Origin of the sequence: Burkholderia sp. AU39826, from assembly GCF_020419965.1 — a bacterium.
Lineage (GTDB): Bacteria > Pseudomonadota > Gammaproteobacteria > Burkholderiales > Burkholderiaceae > Burkholderia > Burkholderia semiarida.
In genome coordinates, this window is sequence record NZ_JAIZQG010000011.1 from 1 (window position 1) to 15,879 (window position 15,879).

11 protein-coding genes are annotated in these 15,879 nt (G+C 68.6%); 7 read left to right on the top strand and 4 right to left on the bottom strand.

Going from position 1 to position 15,879, the window contains the following annotated elements; genetic code table 11:
- Positions 1 to 3,584 (top strand): beta strand repeat-containing protein (locus LGM42_RS19255; RefSeq protein ID WP_413227423.1); only part of this gene is annotated, 3,584 nt, incomplete at its 5' end.
- Positions 3,585 to 3,928: 344 nt separating this feature from the next.
- Here the strand turns inward: LGM42_RS19255 and LGM42_RS19260 are convergent.
- Positions 3,929 to 4,942, bottom strand: a complete 1,014-nt coding sequence (locus LGM42_RS19260) for a LacI family DNA-binding transcriptional regulator (protein WP_226232901.1) — start codon at positions 4,940 to 4,942, stop codon at positions 3,929 to 3,931.
- 235 nt (positions 4,943 to 5,177) lie between these two features.
- Between LGM42_RS19260 and LGM42_RS19265 the strand changes: the two genes are divergently transcribed.
- From LGM42_RS19265 to LGM42_RS19290, 6 genes are all read left to right on the top strand, one after another.
- Positions 5,178 to 6,332, top strand: a complete 1,155-nt coding sequence (locus tag LGM42_RS19265) for an ABC transporter ATP-binding protein (protein WP_226232902.1) — start codon at positions 5,178 to 5,180, stop codon at positions 6,330 to 6,332.
- A gap of 63 nt (positions 6,333 to 6,395) precedes the next feature.
- Complete coding sequence (locus LGM42_RS19270; protein ID WP_226232903.1) at positions 6,396 to 7,634, top strand: ABC transporter substrate-binding protein; 1,239 nt, start codon at positions 6,396 to 6,398, stop codon at positions 7,632 to 7,634.
- Between the two features lie 82 nt (positions 7,635 to 7,716).
- Positions 7,717 to 8,634 carry a carbohydrate ABC transporter permease gene (locus LGM42_RS19275; RefSeq protein ID WP_226232904.1) on the top strand — a complete coding sequence of 306 codons (918 nt, stop codon included), beginning with the start codon at positions 7,717 to 7,719 and terminating at the stop codon, positions 8,632 to 8,634.
- Between the two features lie 9 nt (positions 8,635 to 8,643).
- Positions 8,644 to 9,495, top strand: coding sequence for a carbohydrate ABC transporter permease (locus tag LGM42_RS19280; protein WP_226232905.1), 852 nt, complete (start codon positions 8,644 to 8,646; stop codon positions 9,493 to 9,495).
- Positions 9,496 to 9,527: 32 nt separating this feature from the next.
- Entirely contained in the window at positions 9,528 to 11,498 is a 1,971-nt protein-coding gene (locus tag LGM42_RS19285) for a beta-galactosidase (RefSeq protein WP_226232906.1), read from the top strand.
- A gap of 4 nt (positions 11,499 to 11,502) precedes the next feature.
- Complete coding sequence (locus LGM42_RS19290; protein ID WP_226232907.1) at positions 11,503 to 12,798, top strand: sugar efflux transporter; 1,296 nt, start codon at positions 11,503 to 11,505, stop codon at positions 12,796 to 12,798.
- 43 nt (positions 12,799 to 12,841) lie between these two features.
- On the opposite strand, the gene LGM42_RS19295 is transcribed toward LGM42_RS19290, so the two are convergent.
- From LGM42_RS19295 to LGM42_RS19305, 3 genes are all read right to left on the bottom strand, one after another.
- Positions 12,842 to 14,005, bottom strand: coding sequence for an arabinogalactan endo-beta-1,4-galactanase (locus tag LGM42_RS19295; protein WP_226232908.1), 1,164 nt, complete (start codon positions 14,003 to 14,005; stop codon positions 12,842 to 12,844).
- A gap of 279 nt (positions 14,006 to 14,284) precedes the next feature.
- On the bottom strand, positions 14,285 to 14,455 hold the full coding sequence (locus LGM42_RS19300) for a hypothetical protein (protein WP_167351632.1): 171 nt from the start codon (positions 14,453 to 14,455) through the stop codon (positions 14,285 to 14,287).
- A 174-nt stretch (positions 14,456 to 14,629) separates the two neighbouring features.
- Positions 14,630 to 15,541 (bottom strand): DUF72 domain-containing protein, encoded by a 912-nt coding sequence (locus LGM42_RS19305; RefSeq protein ID WP_226232909.1) that lies wholly within the window; start codon positions 15,539 to 15,541, stop codon positions 14,630 to 14,632.
- Between the last annotated feature and the right edge of the window lie 338 nt (positions 15,542 to 15,879).

Here is a 15,879-nt window from a genome sequence, read left to right on the forward strand (position 1 = left end):
TCGGTGGTGGCAATCCGACTGGCGGCCTTCGTGGCGTTGTCGGCACGGTAGCGAACACGGCAACCGGTGCAGTCGGTACGCTGACCGGCGCACTGGGCGGTGTTGGTGGCGGGACTGGTGGTCTCGGTGGCGTTGTCGGGACGGTGGGCAACGTGGCAAGTGGTGCAGTCGGAACGGTAACGGGCGCCCTGGGTGGTGTCGGCGATCCGACCGGTGGCCTTGGCGGAGTGGTTGGCACGGTAACCGGTGCACTGGGCGGCATCGGTGGTGGCAATCCGACTGGCGGCCTTCGTGGCGTTGTCGGCACGGTAGCGAACACGGCAACCGGTGCAGTCGGTACGCTGACCGGCGCACTGGGCGGTGTTGGTGGCGGGACTGGTGGTCTCGGCGGCGTTGTCGGAACGGTGGGCAACGCGGCAAGCGGTGCAGTCGGTACGGTAACGGGTGCCCTGGGTGGTGTCGGCGATCCGGCCGGCGGGCTTGGTGGTGTGGTCGGTACGGTAACCGGTGCACTGGGTGGCGTCGGTGGCGGGACAGGGGGCCTCGGTGGCGTTGTCGGCACGGTAGCGAACACGGCGACGGGCGCAGTCGGAACACTGACCGGGGCACTGGGCGGTGTCGGCGGCGGGACCGGTGGTCTCGGTGGCATCGTCGGAACGGTGGGCAATGCGGCAAGCGGTGCAGTCGGTACGGTAACGGGTGCCTTGGGTGGTGTCGGTGATCCGACCAGTGGGCTTGGTGGTGTGGTCGGTACGGTAACCGGCGCGCTGGGCGGCATCGGTGGTGGCAATCCGACTGGCGGCCTCGGCGGCGTTGTTGGCACGGTGGCGAACACGGCAACCGGCGCGGTTGGAACACTGACTGGCGCACTGGGTGGTGTTGGCGGCGGGGCCGGCGGCCTTGGTGGTGTCGTCGGCACGGTGGCGAACACGGCAACGGGCGCCGTCGGAACACTGACTGGCGCACTGGGTGGTGTTGGCGGCGGGACCGGCGGCCTCGGCGGCGTGGTCGGCACGGTAGCGAACACGGCAACCGGTGCAGTGGGTACGGTGACGGGTGCCTTGGGTGGTGTCGGCGATCCGGCCGGTGGCCTTGGCGGCGTGATTGGCACGGTAACCGGCGCACTGGGCGGTGTTGGCGGTGGCGGGACCGGCGGCCTCGGCGGTGTCGTCGGAACGGTTGCGAACACGGCAACCGGTGCAGTTGGAACGCTGACCGGTGCATTGGGCGGTGTTGGCGGCGGGACCGGCGGCCTCGGTGGTGTCGTCGGCACGGTGGCAAACACGGCAACTGGCGCGGTTGGAACGCTGACCGGTGCACTGGGCGGTGTTGGCGGTGGTGGGACCGGCGGTCTCGGCGGCGTTGTCGGCACGGTGGCGAACACGGCAACGGGCGCCGTCGGAACACTGACTGGCGCACTGGGTGGTGTTGGCGGCGGGGCCGGCGGTCTCGGCGGCGTTGTCGGCACGGTGGCGAACACGGCAACAGGTGCAGTTGGAACGCTGACCGGTGCATTGGGCGGTGTTGGCGGCGGGACCGGTGGCCTCGGCGGCGTTGTCGGCACGGTGGCGAACACGGCAACAGGTGCAGTTGGAACGCTGACCGGTGCATTGGGCGGTGTTGGCGGCGGGGCCGGCGGTCTCGGCGGCGTTGTCGGCACGGTGGCGAACACGGCAACAGGTGCAGTTGGAACGCTGACCGGCGCATTGGGCGGTGTTGGCGGCGGGACCGGTGGCCTCGGCGGCGTGGTCGGCACGGTGGCGAACACGGCAACCGGTGCAGTCGGTACGCTGACCGGCGCTCTGGGCGGTGTTGGCGGCGGGACCGGCGGCCTCGGTGGTGTCGTTGGCACGGTGGCGAACACGGCAACCGGCGCGGTTGGAACACTGACTGGCGCACTGGGCGGTGTTGGCGGCGGGGCCGGCGGCGTTGTCGGCACGGTAGCGAACACGGCAACAGGTGCAGTTGGAACGGTGACGGGTGCCCTGGGCGGTGCCGGCGGCGTGACCGGGGGGCTCGGTGGCATCGTTGGCACGGTAGCCAACTCGGCAACTGGCGCAGTCGGCGGTGTCGGTGGAGGCGCAACGGGTGGCCTCGGCAGTCTGGGTGGCGTCGTGGGTACGGTCGCTAACTCGGCAACCGGTGCAGTCGGAACCTTGGCCGGTGCAGCGGGTGGTGTCGGCGGAGGTGTGACCGGTGGCCTCGGCAGTCTCGGTGGCGTCGTTGGCACGGTAGGCAACACGGCAACCGGCGCGGTCGGAACGTTGGCCGGTGCAGTGGGCGGTGCTGGTGGTGCGGCCGGCGGTCTCGGTGGCATCGTTGGCACGGTAGGCAACACGGCAACCGGCGCGGTCGGAACGTTGGCCGGTGCAGTGGGCGGTGCTGGTGGTGCGGCCGGCGGTCTCGGTGGCATCGTTGGCACGGTAGGCAATACGGCAACCGGCGCAGTCGGGACGTTGGCCGGCGCAGCGGGTGGTGTCGGCGGAGGTGTGACCGGTGGTCTCGGCAGTCTCGGTGGCGTCGTGGGCACGGTCGCCAATGCGGCAACCGGTGCAGTCGGAACCTTGGCCGGTGCAGTAGGTGGTGTTGGCGGAGGTGCGACGGGTGGCCTCGGCAGTCTCGGTGGCGTCATTGGCACGGTCGCCAACTCGGCAACCGGTGCAGTGGGAATCTTGGCCGGTGCAGCGGGTGGTGCCGGCGGAGGTATGACCGGTGGCCTCGGCAGTCTCGGTGGCGTCGTTGGCACGGTCGCCAACGCGGCAACCGGCGCAGTCGGAACCTTGGCCGGCGCAGTGGGCGGTGCTGGCGGCGCGACCGGCGGTCTCGGTGGCATCGTTGGCACGGTCGCCAACACGGCAACCGGTGCAGTCGGAACGCTGACCGGTGCAGCGGGTGGTGTCGGCGGCATCGTTGGCACGGTAGCCAACGCCGGCCCGGGCGTCATCAACGCCGTCACCGATGTCGCGGGCAATGGCGGCGCGCTGATCACGCCGATCACGAGCATCGTCGGCAATCTCGGCGGCTCGTTGCCGGTCGGCGCAGCCACCGGTGCGATCGGCGCAGTGTCCGGCGCGGTAACCGGCCTCGCCGGCAGCGGCACCGCGGCGATCACGCCGATCGCATCGACCGTCACGTCGCTGATCGGATCCGCCACGGGCGGTGCCGGCAACGTCGTCGGCTCGGGCACCGGTGCGCTCTCCGGCGCAACCGGTGCGGCGGGCTCGCTCGCGACGGTCGCCACTGGCCTGACGGGCTCGCTCGCACACACCGTGACGGGCACCGCCGGCGCGGTCGCCGGAACGCTTCCGGCACTGAGCGTCGCGCTCAACGGCGGCACGGCAGCCGGTGCAGTCGGCGGGGTGACGAACGCCGCCGGGGCGCTCATCTCCGGTGGTGCAACGATCGCCAACGCGGCGGTGCAATCGGTCGGTTCGGCCGTCGGCTCGGTGGCCGGCGTCGTTCCCGCACTGGCGGTCTCGCTGAACGGCAATTCCGCGCAAGGGGGAGGTAGCGCGTCGGGCGGTCTGCTGGCACCCGTGACGTCGCTCGTCACTTCGCTCACCGTTCCGGTGATCAAGAAGTAGGCGACGTCGATACCGCGGCCGCCGCATGCTTCGGGCGGCCGCGAATCTTCACGCGTCACGCGCGTCACCCGTGACGCCGGCGAAACGACGAATCATGTCGAATCGCGCGGCGTTACCTCGGTGACGCGCCATTTTTCGTTCTGGGGAGCCGCGGCATCGGATGCCGCCATCCCGGACTTCCCGATCTCTTTCGGCCCGTATCGGTTCGCCGTGCGTCGAAGGTGGCGATGTGCCGCTTTGCGTCGTCGTCGAACCGGAAAACCGAAAGCGCGCGGCCACCGCCACGTCGTTCATTCCCGATGCATGCGCCGCACGCCACGCGCAAACGTGCGCATATCGAACCGTCAGTCCGGCGCCGTCCCGGTCGATTCGCGCACGACGAGCTCGGGCGCGCCGATCGTATGCACGGCCGCGGCCGGCTCGATCCCGTCGATCATGTCGAGCGTCAGCGCGATCGCCCGCGCGGCGATCTGCGCGGTCGGGAACCGCACCGTGGTCAGCGCGGGACGGAACTGGTGGGCGAGCTGGATATCGGTCATGCCGACGACCGACAGATCGGCCGGCACGCGCAGGCCGAGATCGGCGGCGGCCTGCATCGCGCCGATCGCCATCAGGTCGTTGGTCGCGAACAGCGCGGTGAGGCCAGGCTGCTGCCGCAGCAACGCGGCGGCCGCTTCGTAGCCGCCTTCGATCGAGTCGTGCACCGATACGGTCGTCAGCGCATTCGCGGGGTGGCCGCGCGCCGCGAGTTCGTCGGCAAAACCGCGCAGCCGCACCGACTGCGGACCGCCCGACCCCTTGCCGACGAGCGCGCCGAACGCACGATGTCGCAGCCCGGACAGATGCGCGGCCGCCAGCGCGCCCGCCGCCGCGAAATCGACGGTCACGCACGGCAACGTGCGCGACGCATGCACGTGTTCCCACATGCACAGCACGATCGATGCGCCGTGACGCGCGATGTCGGCGAGTTCCGCTTCGGCGAGATCGGTGTTCATCACGATCGCACCGGCCGCGAGCGTGCCCGCGATCCGCTCGAGGTAGTTGCGCGTGATCGCCGGATCGTCGTCGGTATTCGACACGAGCAGGTAATGCCCGCGCTTGCGCGCCTCGCGTTCGGCGGCCAGCACGAACTCCGGATAGAACGGGTTCGTGATGTTCGACAGCATCAGAGCGAGCGTCGACGTGCGGCCCTCGGCGAGTGCGCGCGCGGTCAGGTTCGGCCGATAGCCGAGTTCGCGGATCGCCGCCATCACGCGTTCGACGGTCGCGGGCTTCACCTTCTGCGGATTGCGCAGCACGTTCGAGACGGTCGCCGCCGTGACGTTCGCGCGCTGCGCGACTTGCGCGAGCGTCACCATGCGCGGCCTCCGATCGGGCGGTTGGCATGGTGCGGCGGAAGTGAAGCGGGGCAGTGTCTGCTCATATTCTGGGAGTGCGTCCCACAAGTTGCACAGGGACGGCCGATACGCTAATTTCTCGACACATCAGAGGAAGGAGACGACATGGTACGGCGAACCGGGCGAATCGCGCCACCGAAATTTAAGCGTTTAAATTCTCCGGTCGAATGCGTGTGACCGGCGAGAGGAGAGCGCGATGACCGCCATTTCAATGAAGGACGTCTCGAAGCGCTACGGCGACCACGCGCCGGTGCTGCGCGACGTGAACCTCGAGATCGCGTCGCACGAATTCTGCGTGTTTCTCGGTCCGTCGGGCTGCGGAAAATCCACGCTGCTGCGGATGATCGCCGGGCTCGAGGACGTGACCGAGGGCGAGCTGCGGATCGGCGGCGCACGGATGAACGACACGCCGCCCGCGGCGCGCGGCGTCGCGATGGTGTTCCAGAGCTATGCGCTGTTTCCGCACATGACCGTGTTCGACAACATCGGTTTCGGGCTGCGGATCGCCGGCACGCCGAAGGACGAGATCCGCCGCCGCGTGACCGAGGCCGCGCGTGTGCTGCAGCTCGAAGCGCTGCTCGATCGCAAGCCGAAGGCGTTGTCCGGCGGGCAGCGCCAGCGCGTCGCGATCGGCCGTGCGATCGTGCGCGAACCGCGCGTGTTTCTGTTCGACGAGCCGCTGTCGAATCTCGACGCGACGCTGCGCGGCCAGACGCGTGTCGAAATCGCGCGGCTGCACGCGCGCTTCACGCAATCGAGCTCGGTCTACGTCACGCACGACCAGATCGAGGCGATGACGCTGGCCGACCGGATCGTGCTGCTGCATGCGGGCGACGACGTCGCGCGCTTCGGCAGCATCGCGCAGGCCGGTGCGCCGCTCGAGCTGTATCACCGGCCGGCCAACCGCTTCGTCGCGGGCTTCATCGGCTCGCCGCGGATGAATTTCCTGCCGGCCGTCGTCGACGCGGGCGATGCGCACGGCTGCCGGCTGACGCTGGACGGCACCGGCGAGACGCTGACGCTGCGCGATCGCCCGTTGCCGCGCCACGTCGGCCGCGGTGCGCGCGTGACGCTCGGGATTCGTCCCGAGCACCTGCTGCTCGCCGCGTCCGCCGATGCCGGCTTGCCGTCGATCGTGCGCGACATCGCGCTCGTCGAGCAGCTCGGCGAAGCCGCATACGTGCATCTCGACCAGCCCGACGGTGTGCCGCTACTCGCGAAATTGCCGGGGCAGGCCGCGTTGCGGCGCGGCGAACGGCATGCGTTTCTCGTGCCGCCGTCGAGTTGCCATCTGTTCGACGAAGCCGGCATCGCGTTGCCGGCCCTTCACGCCGAAGCGGCGTTCGCGTAGCGGCGCCATGCCGACCGGCCGCGTGCGACGCGGCATTCAACACACCAATATCAGGAGACAACGATGAGACTTCGTGCGAGCCGACTGCTGCTTGCCCTGACGACTGCCGCGGCGTGCGCCGCGGGCGCGGCCGACGCGGGCACGCTGAAAGTGAACGTCGCCGCGCGCGGCAACCAGCGCGCGACGTGGCAGGCCGCGTTCGACCAGTTCCACAAGGCGAATCCGGATATCGACCTGAAGGTCAGCTACGTCGGCGAGGAGGCGTACAAGGTCCAGATGTCCGGCTGGCTCGCGACCGATCCGCCGGACGTGCTGAGCTGGAACAACGGCGAGCGGCTCGCGTATTTCGCGAAGCGTGGGCTGATCGAGGATCTGAGCGCGGACTGGCGGAAGAACGGCTGGAACGACACGTATGCGTCCGTCAAGCAGTCGTCGACCTACGGCGGCAAGCTCTACAGTTTGCCGCTCGGCTATGACGCGTACGGGCTGTTCTATCGCAAGGACCTGTTCGAGAAGGCCGGCATTCACGGCGAGCCGGCCGACTGGCCGCAGTTTCTCGACGCGTGCCGCAAGCTGAAGGCGGCCGGCATCGCGCCGATCGCGGTGGCCGCGCGCGATGCATGGACGCTCGCCGCGTGGTTCGACTACCTCGACCTGCGGATCAACGGCTATGCGTTCCACCAGAAGCTGATGGCCGGCGACGTCGCCTATACCGATCCGCGCGTGCGGGCCGTGTACGCAGCATGGAAGAAGCTGATCGACGACAAGTATTTCATCGACAACGCATTGTCCTACGACGTCGATTCGCTGAGCCCGCTGATCGTCAACGGTCAGGCCGCGATGACGCTGATGAGCACCTGGTATTCGGCAGGACTGCTAAGCGCGACGCGCAACCCGATCAGCTTCTTCCGCTTTCCGGTGATCGACGCGTCGGTGCCGCTTGCCGAGGACGGGCCGGTCAACGTGCTGATCGTGCCGGCGAAAGCGCACAACAAGGCCGATGCGCGACGCTTCCTCGCGTTCATGGGGCAGCCGGCGGTCAGCGGCGAGTTCGCGAAGGGGATGGGGCAACTGCCGTCGAACAACAAGGCGCCGGAGCCGCAGGACCCGATCTCGAAGATCGGATTCCATACGCTCGCGACGACGCCGGGCGGCATCGCGCAGTTCTACGATCGCGACATGACGAAGGAAATGGCGGACGAGGGGATGAAGGCGATGCAGCAGTTCCTGTCCGATCCGACGCAGCTCGATGCGATCCTGCAGCGCCTCGAGCAGACCCGCAAGCGCATCTACCGGAAGTAATGCGCCGCGCGGCCGAGCCGGCGGGGATGTCGGCCCGGTGCTGCGTCGTCACCGTCACGTTCGTTTCATCGAAGGTCATCTCATGTCAACCAGCCTGTCCGAAAGCGCCGCGCGCCGCGATGTCGGCCCACGGCGGCCTGCGCGCGCGTCGCTCGCGCGGCGGCGCAATCGCGCGGCCCTGTGGTTCGTGCTGCCGGGTTTCGCGCTCTTCACCGTGTTCGTGCTGTACCCGATCGTCAGCAGCATCTGGCTGAGCTTCCATCAGTGGGACGGGATGACGCCGATGACGTTCGCCGGACTCGACAACTATCGCGAGCTGCTGCAGTCCGATACGTTCACCGTCGCGCTGAAGAACAACGTGTTGTGGCTCGCGCTGTTCCTCGCCGCGCCGCCGCTCGGCCTCGCGCTCGCGCTGTACCTGAACCAGAACGTGTTCGGCATCCGGCTCGTGAAGTCGCTGTTCTTCGCGCCGTTCGTGCTGCCGGGCGTCGTCGTTGGCCTCGTGTTCTCGTGGTTCTACGACCCGACGTTCGGGCTGCTGAAGCTGATCGTCGGGCACGGGATTCCGGTGCTCGGCGATCCGCGCTATGCGACCTACGGTGTGATCGTCGCCGCGCTGTGGCCGCAGATCCCGTTCTGCATGATCCTGTACCTGACCGGGCTCACCGGCATCAACGGCGAGATCGTCGAAGCGGCGCGGATGGAAGGCGCGCGCGGCTTCACGTTGCTGTGGCACGTGATCCTGCCGCAACTGCGGCCCGCGACGTTCATGGCGGTCGTGCTGACCGTGATCGGCGCGCTGCGCAGCTTCGACCTGATCTCGGTGATGACGGGCGGCGGCCCGTTCGACAGCTCGACCGTGCTCGCGTACTTCATGGTCGACCAGGCGATCAAGTACTACCGCGAAGGCTATTCGGCCGCGATCGCCGTCGTGCTGTTCGCGATCATGCTCGTCTATATCGTGTGGCAGCTGCGCAAGCTGGTGCGCGTCGAATCATAAGGATCGCAAATGTATCCGATGCCCGTGTCCCGCTGGGGACGTCCCGCCCGCCTGCTGTACCGGGTGTCGCTGCCGTGTGCGCTCACGCTGTGGCTCGTGCCGCTGCTCGCGGTGCTCGTCACGTCGATCCGCTCGACCGACGAGATCATGGCCGGTCATTACTGGAGCTTGCCGAAGCAGTTCGCGCTCGTCGACAATTACGGCGCCGCGCTCACGCAGACGCCGATGCTCCAGTACTTCGCGAACAGCCTTCTGATCACGGTGCCGTCGGTCGCCGCGTCGATCCTGCTCGCGTCGCTCGCCGGGCACGCGCTCGCGAACTACCGGTTCCGCGGCAATCTCGTGCTGCTCGGGTTGTTCGTCGCCGGCAACTTCGTGCCGATCCAGATCCTGATGATCCCGGTGCGGCAGATCATGCTCGCCGTCGGCCTGTACAACACCGTATGGGCGCTCGTGCTGTTCCACACCGCGTTCCAGACCGGCTTCTGCACGCTGTTCCTGCGCAACTTCATCCGCGAGCTGCCGTTCGAGCTGATCGAGGCCGCGCGCGTCGAGGGCGCGTCCGAGTGGGCGATCTACTGGCGCGTCGTGCTGCCGCTCGTGCGGCCCGCGCTCGCGGCGCTCGCGATCCTCGTGTTCACGTTCGTGTGGAACGACTACTTCTGGGCACTGTGCCTCACGCAAGGCGACGACGCGGCGCCGATCACCGTCGGCGTCGCCGCGCTAAAAGGGCAGTGGACGACCGCCTGGAACATCGTGTCGGCAGGCTCCGTGCTCGCCGCGCTACCGTCGGTGCTGATGTTCTTCGCGATGCAGAAGCACTTCGTCGCAGGGCTCACGTTCGGCGCGACCAAGGGCTGACCCGTCCATCCTCTTTCTCCAAGGAATCCACGATGCACCTCGGCGTTTGCTACTACCCCGAACACTGGCCGCGCGAACAATGGGATCGCGATGCGCGGCGCATGGCCGAACTGGGCCTGACGCGCGTGCGGATCGCCGAATTCGCGTGGAGCCGGATGGAGCCGGAGCCCGGCCGCTACGACTGGACATGGCTCGACGACGCGATCGACACGCTCGCACGCCAGCAGTTGAAGATCGTACTCGGCACGCCGACCGCCGCGCCGCCGAAGTGGCTCGTCGATCGTCATCCGGAGATGCTGCCGGTGGGTGTCGATGGCGCGGTGTGGCAGTTCGGCTCGCGTCGCCATTACGACATCGCGAGCCCCGTGTATCGCGAGCACTGCGTGCGCATTGCCGACGCGATGGCGCGGCGCTACGGCGCGCATCCGGCGGTGATCGCGTGGCAGACCGACAACGAACTCGGCTGTCACAACACGTTGCCGAGCTATACACAGGCGGCACTCCAGGGTTTCCGCACGTGGCTCGCCACGCGTTATGGCGATATCGACGCGCTGAACCGCGCGTGGGGCAACGTGTTCTGGAGCATGGAATATCGCAGCTTCGACGAGATCGAACTGCCGCGTCATACGCCGACCGACGCGAATCCCGCCCACCTGCTCGACTTCCGGCGCTATCAGTCCGACGAGGTCGCGCGGTTTCATGCCGCGCAGGTCGACGCGATCCGTCCGCACGCGCCGGGTCGCGACGTGCTGCATAACTTCATGGGTTTTTTCGTCGAGTTCGATCATTACGCGTTCGCACGCGGTGGCCTCGACGTCGCCGCGTGGGACAGCTATCCGGTGCCGCGCACCGAAGTGCTGCCGCTCGATGAAGCGGACAAGCAACGCTGGGCCCGCACCGGGCATCCGGACGTGTCGGCGTTCTCGCACGACCTGTATCGCAGGGTGGGCAACGGCCGGATGTGGGTGATGGAGCAGCAGGCAGGGCCCGTCAACTGGGGGCCTTACAACCCGGTGCCGCACGCGGGCGCGGTGCGGCTGTGGACGTGGGAAGCCTTTGCGCACGGCGCGGAGCTCGTGTCGTATTTCCGGTGGCGGCAGTATCCGCATGCGCAGGAGCAACTGCATTCGGGACTCAACGCGCCGGACGACCGGCTGTCGCCGGGCGGTCACGAAGTGGCGCGCGTCGCACGCGAGATCGCCGCGCTGGATCCCGCGCTCGTCGCCGGCGAGCGTGACACGGCCCGCGTCGCGTTGCTGTTCGACTACGAGGCCGACTGGATGATCCGGATCCAGCCGCACGGCGCCGATTTCGACTATCAACAGCACGTGTTCGACTGGTATCGCGCGCTGCGCGAGCTGGGCCTCGACGTCGATATCGTCGCGGCTGGCGCCGACGTGTCGCGTTATGCGCTCGTCGTCGCGCCGACGCTGCCGGTCGTCACGGATCGCATCGTCGAGCAGGCCGCGAGCGGACACGCCCACTGGCTGTTCGGGCCGCGCACGGGTTCGCGCACCGCGGAATTCGCGATCGCGCCGGGTCTCGCACCCGGCAAGCTGCGCAACGTGCTACCGGTTCGGATTGGCCAGGTCGAGTCGCTGCGGCCGTCGCTCGCGCCGCGTGTGTCGTTCGACGGCGTCGATGGTCATGCGCTGAAATGGCGCGATCACGTCGATATGGACGCGGCGCCGGGCGTCGACGTACTGGCCGCATGCGACGACGGTGTGCCGGCGCTCGTGCGGCGCGCTCACGTGACGATGGCGACTGCCTGTTTCGATCGGACGCTGTTGCGCGCGATCGTTGCCCGCTGCGCACGCGATGCGGGGTTGCAAGCGTACGCGCTGCCGGACGGTGTGCGGTTGCGTCGACGCGGGCGCGTCACGTTCGCGTTCAACTACGGTGACACGCCATGCATGCTGCCCGCGCCGGGCGGTGCGCGCTTCGTGCTCGGCAGCCGCGACCTCGGCGCGGTCGACGTGGCCGCCTGGGTCGAGCCGGACTGACGCGATGCAGTCGTTGCGGTCGCCGCGGTTGCATTTCGCGCGCCTTGCGAGAATCGCGTACTTCGTGCCGCTTTCCGCGGCGGCGCTGATGCTCGGCGTCGCGATGTCGTTCACCGCGCCGTACCTGTCGCTGTTCGGCGTCGAGGCGGCGGGGATGTCGCCGTTTCTGGCCGGCGTCTTCCTGACGCTGATCGCGGCGAGCGGCGTCGTCGCGAGCACGTGGGCCGGACGCTGGTCCGATCGTCGCGACCGGCACCGGCCGCTGCTCGTGGTGTCGCTCGCGGCTGCCGCGCTCGGCTTTGCGCTGCTGTGCGTGCTGCGCGCGCATGGGCCGGTGATCGTCGCCGGCACGATCCTGCTCGGCGCGGGCGCCGTGTCGCTGTCGCAGATCTTCTCGTTCGCACGCGCGGTGCTGCCCGTCGCCGACGATGCACAGCGCGAGCTTGCATCGGCCGCGCTGCGCACGATGCTGTCGATCGCGTGGGTGTTCGGTCCCGCGCTCGGTGCGCTGATGCTCGCGCAGACGGGTTTTACCGGACTCTTTCTTGCGGCTTCCGCGGGCTTCGTCGCATGCGCGGCGATCGTCGCACGGATTCCGGAGCCGGCGCGGCGGCCCGCGGCCGTGCACGTGCGGGCAATGGATCGCGCCGGGCCACCGCCTGACGATGCGCGTGCGGCGATGGCCGTCGCGCCGCGCGCCAGCGTGCTGCGCACCCTCGTCGCGCTCACGCTGATCGGGCTCGCGGCGAACGCGACGATGATCGTGCTGCCGCTCTATATCGTGCGCGCGCTCGGCGGCACGCCGGCGAACGTGTCGGCCGCGCTCGGGCTGGCCGCGCTGCTCGAGATTCCGATGATGCTGTGGCTCGGCATGCGCTCGACGCGCCTCGACAAGGCGCGCTGGCTGACCGCGTGCGCGCTCGTGCATGCCGCATATTTCATCGGGCTCGCGGCGGTGACGCGCGCGAACCTGATCCTGCCGCTGCAACTGCTGAGCGCATGCGTGGTCGCGATCACGTCGTGTCTCGGGATGACGCGCGTGTGCGACCTGATGCCCACGCGCCCCGGCACCGCGACGGCGATGTTCTTCAGCACGGCGCGGGTCGGCTCGATCGCATCGGGGGTGCTGTCGGGCGCGTGCGTCGATCTGTTCGGCTATCGCGCGACGTTCGCCGGATGCTGCGGGCTCGCGCTCGTGGCGTGCGCGCTGCTCGCCGTGGATGCGTACGGCGAGCGGGGCGGCGCCGACGGTGAGAGCGGTACGGGCAGTGCGCGCCGCGGCTTCGATTCACCGCACTGACGCGGCATGCGCCGGTGCGGTGAAGCAGCGATGCCGTGACGCGTCAGCGCTGCCGGAACGCGTCGAGCGACGGCAGTGCGTGACCGTGGAAATCGAACAGCGTGTTGTTGTCCCACTGGTCGCCCGCACCGAGCTTCCAGCCGACACCCGGCGTCGGAATCCATTCCGGCTCCCACCAGAACACGCCCTTGCCGCGATTGCCCGGCACGCCCTTCACGATATCGACGACCGCCGCGAGGAATTGCGCCTGGCCGGCCGGCGACGGCGGAAAGGTCGTCGATCCGGTGTTCGTCATCGCGTTCGGCTCCGAATCGCCGTCGCTCGTGGTCCACGGATAGGCGGTCTCCACGACGATCAGTTCCTTGTCGTAACGCACCGCGAGATCGTTCGCGTTGTTGCGCAGATCGTCGAGCGCGCCTTGCCATTGCGGGTAGTACGACAGGCCGATCACGTCGAACGCGACGCCGCGCTGCGTCGCGCTGTCGAACCACCAGCGGCTCTTGCCGTTGTCGCCGCCGCTGTCGATGTGCAGCATCACCTTGATGCGGGGATCGACGGCCTTCACCGCGTCGTGGCCGGTTTTCAGCAACTGCGCGAGGTTGTCCCACTGGTCGTAGCGGCCGAGCGGCCACAGCATGCCGCCCGTGATCTCGTTGCCGATCTGCACCCACTCCGGGCGCACGCCGGCGCGTTGCAGCCGGCGCAGCACGTCGGTAGTGTACGCCGACAGCAGCGCGCAGGTTTCGGTCAGGCTCTTGCCGGCCCATGCATGCGGCGGATACTGCTTGCCGGGGTCGGCCCACCAGTCGCTGTAGTGGAAGTCGATCAGGATGCGCATGCCGAGCGCGGCTGCGCGCTGCGCGAGCGCAACGGCGTGCGCGGCATTGTTGTAGCCCGCTGCGGCGCTCTGGTTCGCGGGGAAGAAATCCGGATTGCCGGGATCGTTCCAGACCTTGATCCGGATCGAGTCGACGCCGTGCGCGCGGAGAATCTTCAGGCAGTCGCGCGGCGCGCCGCCGCGGTCGAAGAAGGCCGCGCCATGCGCTTCGAGTTCCGGCAACGTCGAGATGTCGGCCCCCATCGCGAATGGGCTCGCCGCCGCAGGGCGCGGCGCGGGTTGTGCGAAGGCGGGCAGCGGGCCAGCCAGGTCGAGGCACGCAAGCGCCGCGCTCGACATGCTCCAGCGCAGCATCGATCGTCTGTTCATCGTCATCCTCCATGTGATGGACCCCGTCGGACGCAGGGTCGGCTTCTGAGTGTTTAAGCGCTTAAATTTTGACCCGCGATACGAGGTCGAATGGAGCGTAGCGCACCTGTCGCCGCCGATGCAAAGAACGCACGCGTTGCCTACTATCTGGCGCGCGCCGTCGCGCGCCGCTCCTCATCGCACCGCGGCCCGACGCGTGGAACGGTTGGCGTGGACGCGGCCGTCAGCGTGCATCCGGCGCCGCACCGCGGTCAGCGCGATCGCGGCATGCGCGCCGCGCTACGACCGGTCGCGATTCCGGGCGCGCGTCGCGCCCGTGATGACCGCGATGCCGAACAGGATGACGGCCACGATCTCGATGACGTACTGCGCGACATGCAGCGTCATCAAACCCCAGGCGACGCCGCCGATGAAAATGATCCATCCCACCAGATAGATAAGCAGGGTCATCGCTTTTCTCCTTGCAGTGTTGGCCCATGGCGCCGGTTACCGGTCATGCAAGATTTACCGGGCGCACACGGCGGGCGCGATGAAGGGCGCGAGCCGGGAGAACCGGAGCATATTGCGCGCCTGCCCGCGCGGTGCCCGGACGGCATGCCCGATGCCCGCGGCGCGCCGAGCATTTCATTCGGTTACCGCATCATGCGCATGCAGCCCGAGCCGCGCCATCAGCCGCCCGGCATCGAACGGCGCCTGCGTTTTCGTGTCGTTGTCGAAATAACAGTACACGTCGCGCGTCTGCGCACGCGGCGGTTGCAGCGCCGGTGCGGCGAGGCGCGCATCGTCGGGCTGCGTGCCCCGGCTCCACGCTTCGATTCTGCGCGCCCATCGTTCGAGCGCCGCATCGGCGTATTCGCCCGAATACTTCGTTTCGGTGCCGTGCAGCCGGATGTAGACGAACCGCGCGCTCAGATCCTCGAACTGCGGCCACGCCTCGGTCGAATCCGACACGACGAGCGAGACCTTGTGGCGGCGCAGCAGCTTCACGAACGCCGGGTCCACGAAGCTGTCGTGGCGGACTTCCACCGCATGACGCAACGGCCGCTTGCGGTCGATCCGCAAATACGGTTCGCGCACCCGCCCGTCGTGCCGGCGGGCGAGCGCGAGCGCGGCCTCCGTGTCGGGCGGCAGCAGGCTCAGGAAGCGCTCCATGTGCGCCGGGTCGAACCGCAGCGACGGCGGGAACTGCCACAGCAGCGGCCCGAGTTTCTCCTTCAGCGCGAACAAGCCCTGAGCGAAAAAATTCGCGCACGCGATCGTGGCCGTTTCGTCGCGAAAGCGGAGCATGTGCGTCAGATAGCGCGATCCTTTCACGCTGAAGACGAATCCGGGCGGCGTATCGGCATACCAGCGCCGCCAGCTGTCCGGCGCTTGCAGGCTGTAGTGCGTGCCGTTGATCTCGATCGTCTGCATCCGGCCCGACGCGTACCGCAGCTCGGCCGCCTGCTTCAGGTCGTCCGGATAGAACGTGCCCCGCCAGCCCGCGTAGCGCCAGCCCGAAATGCCGATGTGAATTTTGCCGGATGTGCGTGTCACGTCGATGCCCGGCTGCGCCGGGGTGCCTGATGCGATCGCGGCGATGCGCAAGACGCGTGCCGCGGCGCGGGCCGCCTGCGCGCGACGGGGTATGGGTTGCGCCGGCGGCCGGTGCGGCGGGCCACCGGCGCGAACCGGCGACCGCGATGACGCTGCCGCCCGCGGGATCGACAATGCGCCACCTTGAACCTGCGGGCAGTGCCGACCGGATTATTTTTTAAAGACCGCGCCACGTTCGGCCGGTATGATCGCTGCGCTCGCGAACGACGCGATCGGCCGGTGCTTGCCGTACGACGCGGCAGCGTCATCGCGAGCACGACAATCACGACATCATCGGG

Bases quoted from the DNA above. Each gene is read 5' to 3' on its own strand.
- LGM42_RS19300 (WP_167351632.1), bottom strand. From the start codon at position 14,455: ATGACCCTGCTTATCTATCTGGTGGGATGGATCATTTTCATCGGCGGC.
- LGM42_RS19270 (WP_226232903.1), top strand. From the start codon at position 6,396: ATGAGACTTCGTGCGAGCCGACTGCTGCTTGCCCTGACGACTGCCGCG.
- LGM42_RS19295 (WP_226232908.1), bottom strand. From the start codon at position 14,005: ATGAACAGACGATCGATGCTGCGCTGGAGCATGTCGAGCGCGGCGCTT.
- LGM42_RS19265 (WP_226232902.1), top strand. From the start codon at position 5,178: ATGACCGCCATTTCAATGAAGGACGTCTCGAAGCGCTACGGCGACCAC.
- LGM42_RS19290 (WP_226232907.1), top strand. From the start codon at position 11,503: ATGCAGTCGTTGCGGTCGCCGCGGTTGCATTTCGCGCGCCTTGCGAGA.
- LGM42_RS19280 (WP_226232905.1), top strand. From the start codon at position 8,644: ATGTATCCGATGCCCGTGTCCCGCTGGGGACGTCCCGCCCGCCTGCTG.
- LGM42_RS19260 (WP_226232901.1), bottom strand. From the start codon at position 4,942: ATGGTGACGCTCGCGCAAGTCGCGCAGCGCGCGAACGTCACGGCGGCG.
- LGM42_RS19285 (WP_226232906.1), top strand. From the start codon at position 9,528: ATGCACCTCGGCGTTTGCTACTACCCCGAACACTGGCCGCGCGAACAA.
- LGM42_RS19275 (WP_226232904.1), top strand. From the start codon at position 7,717: ATGTCAACCAGCCTGTCCGAAAGCGCCGCGCGCCGCGATGTCGGCCCA.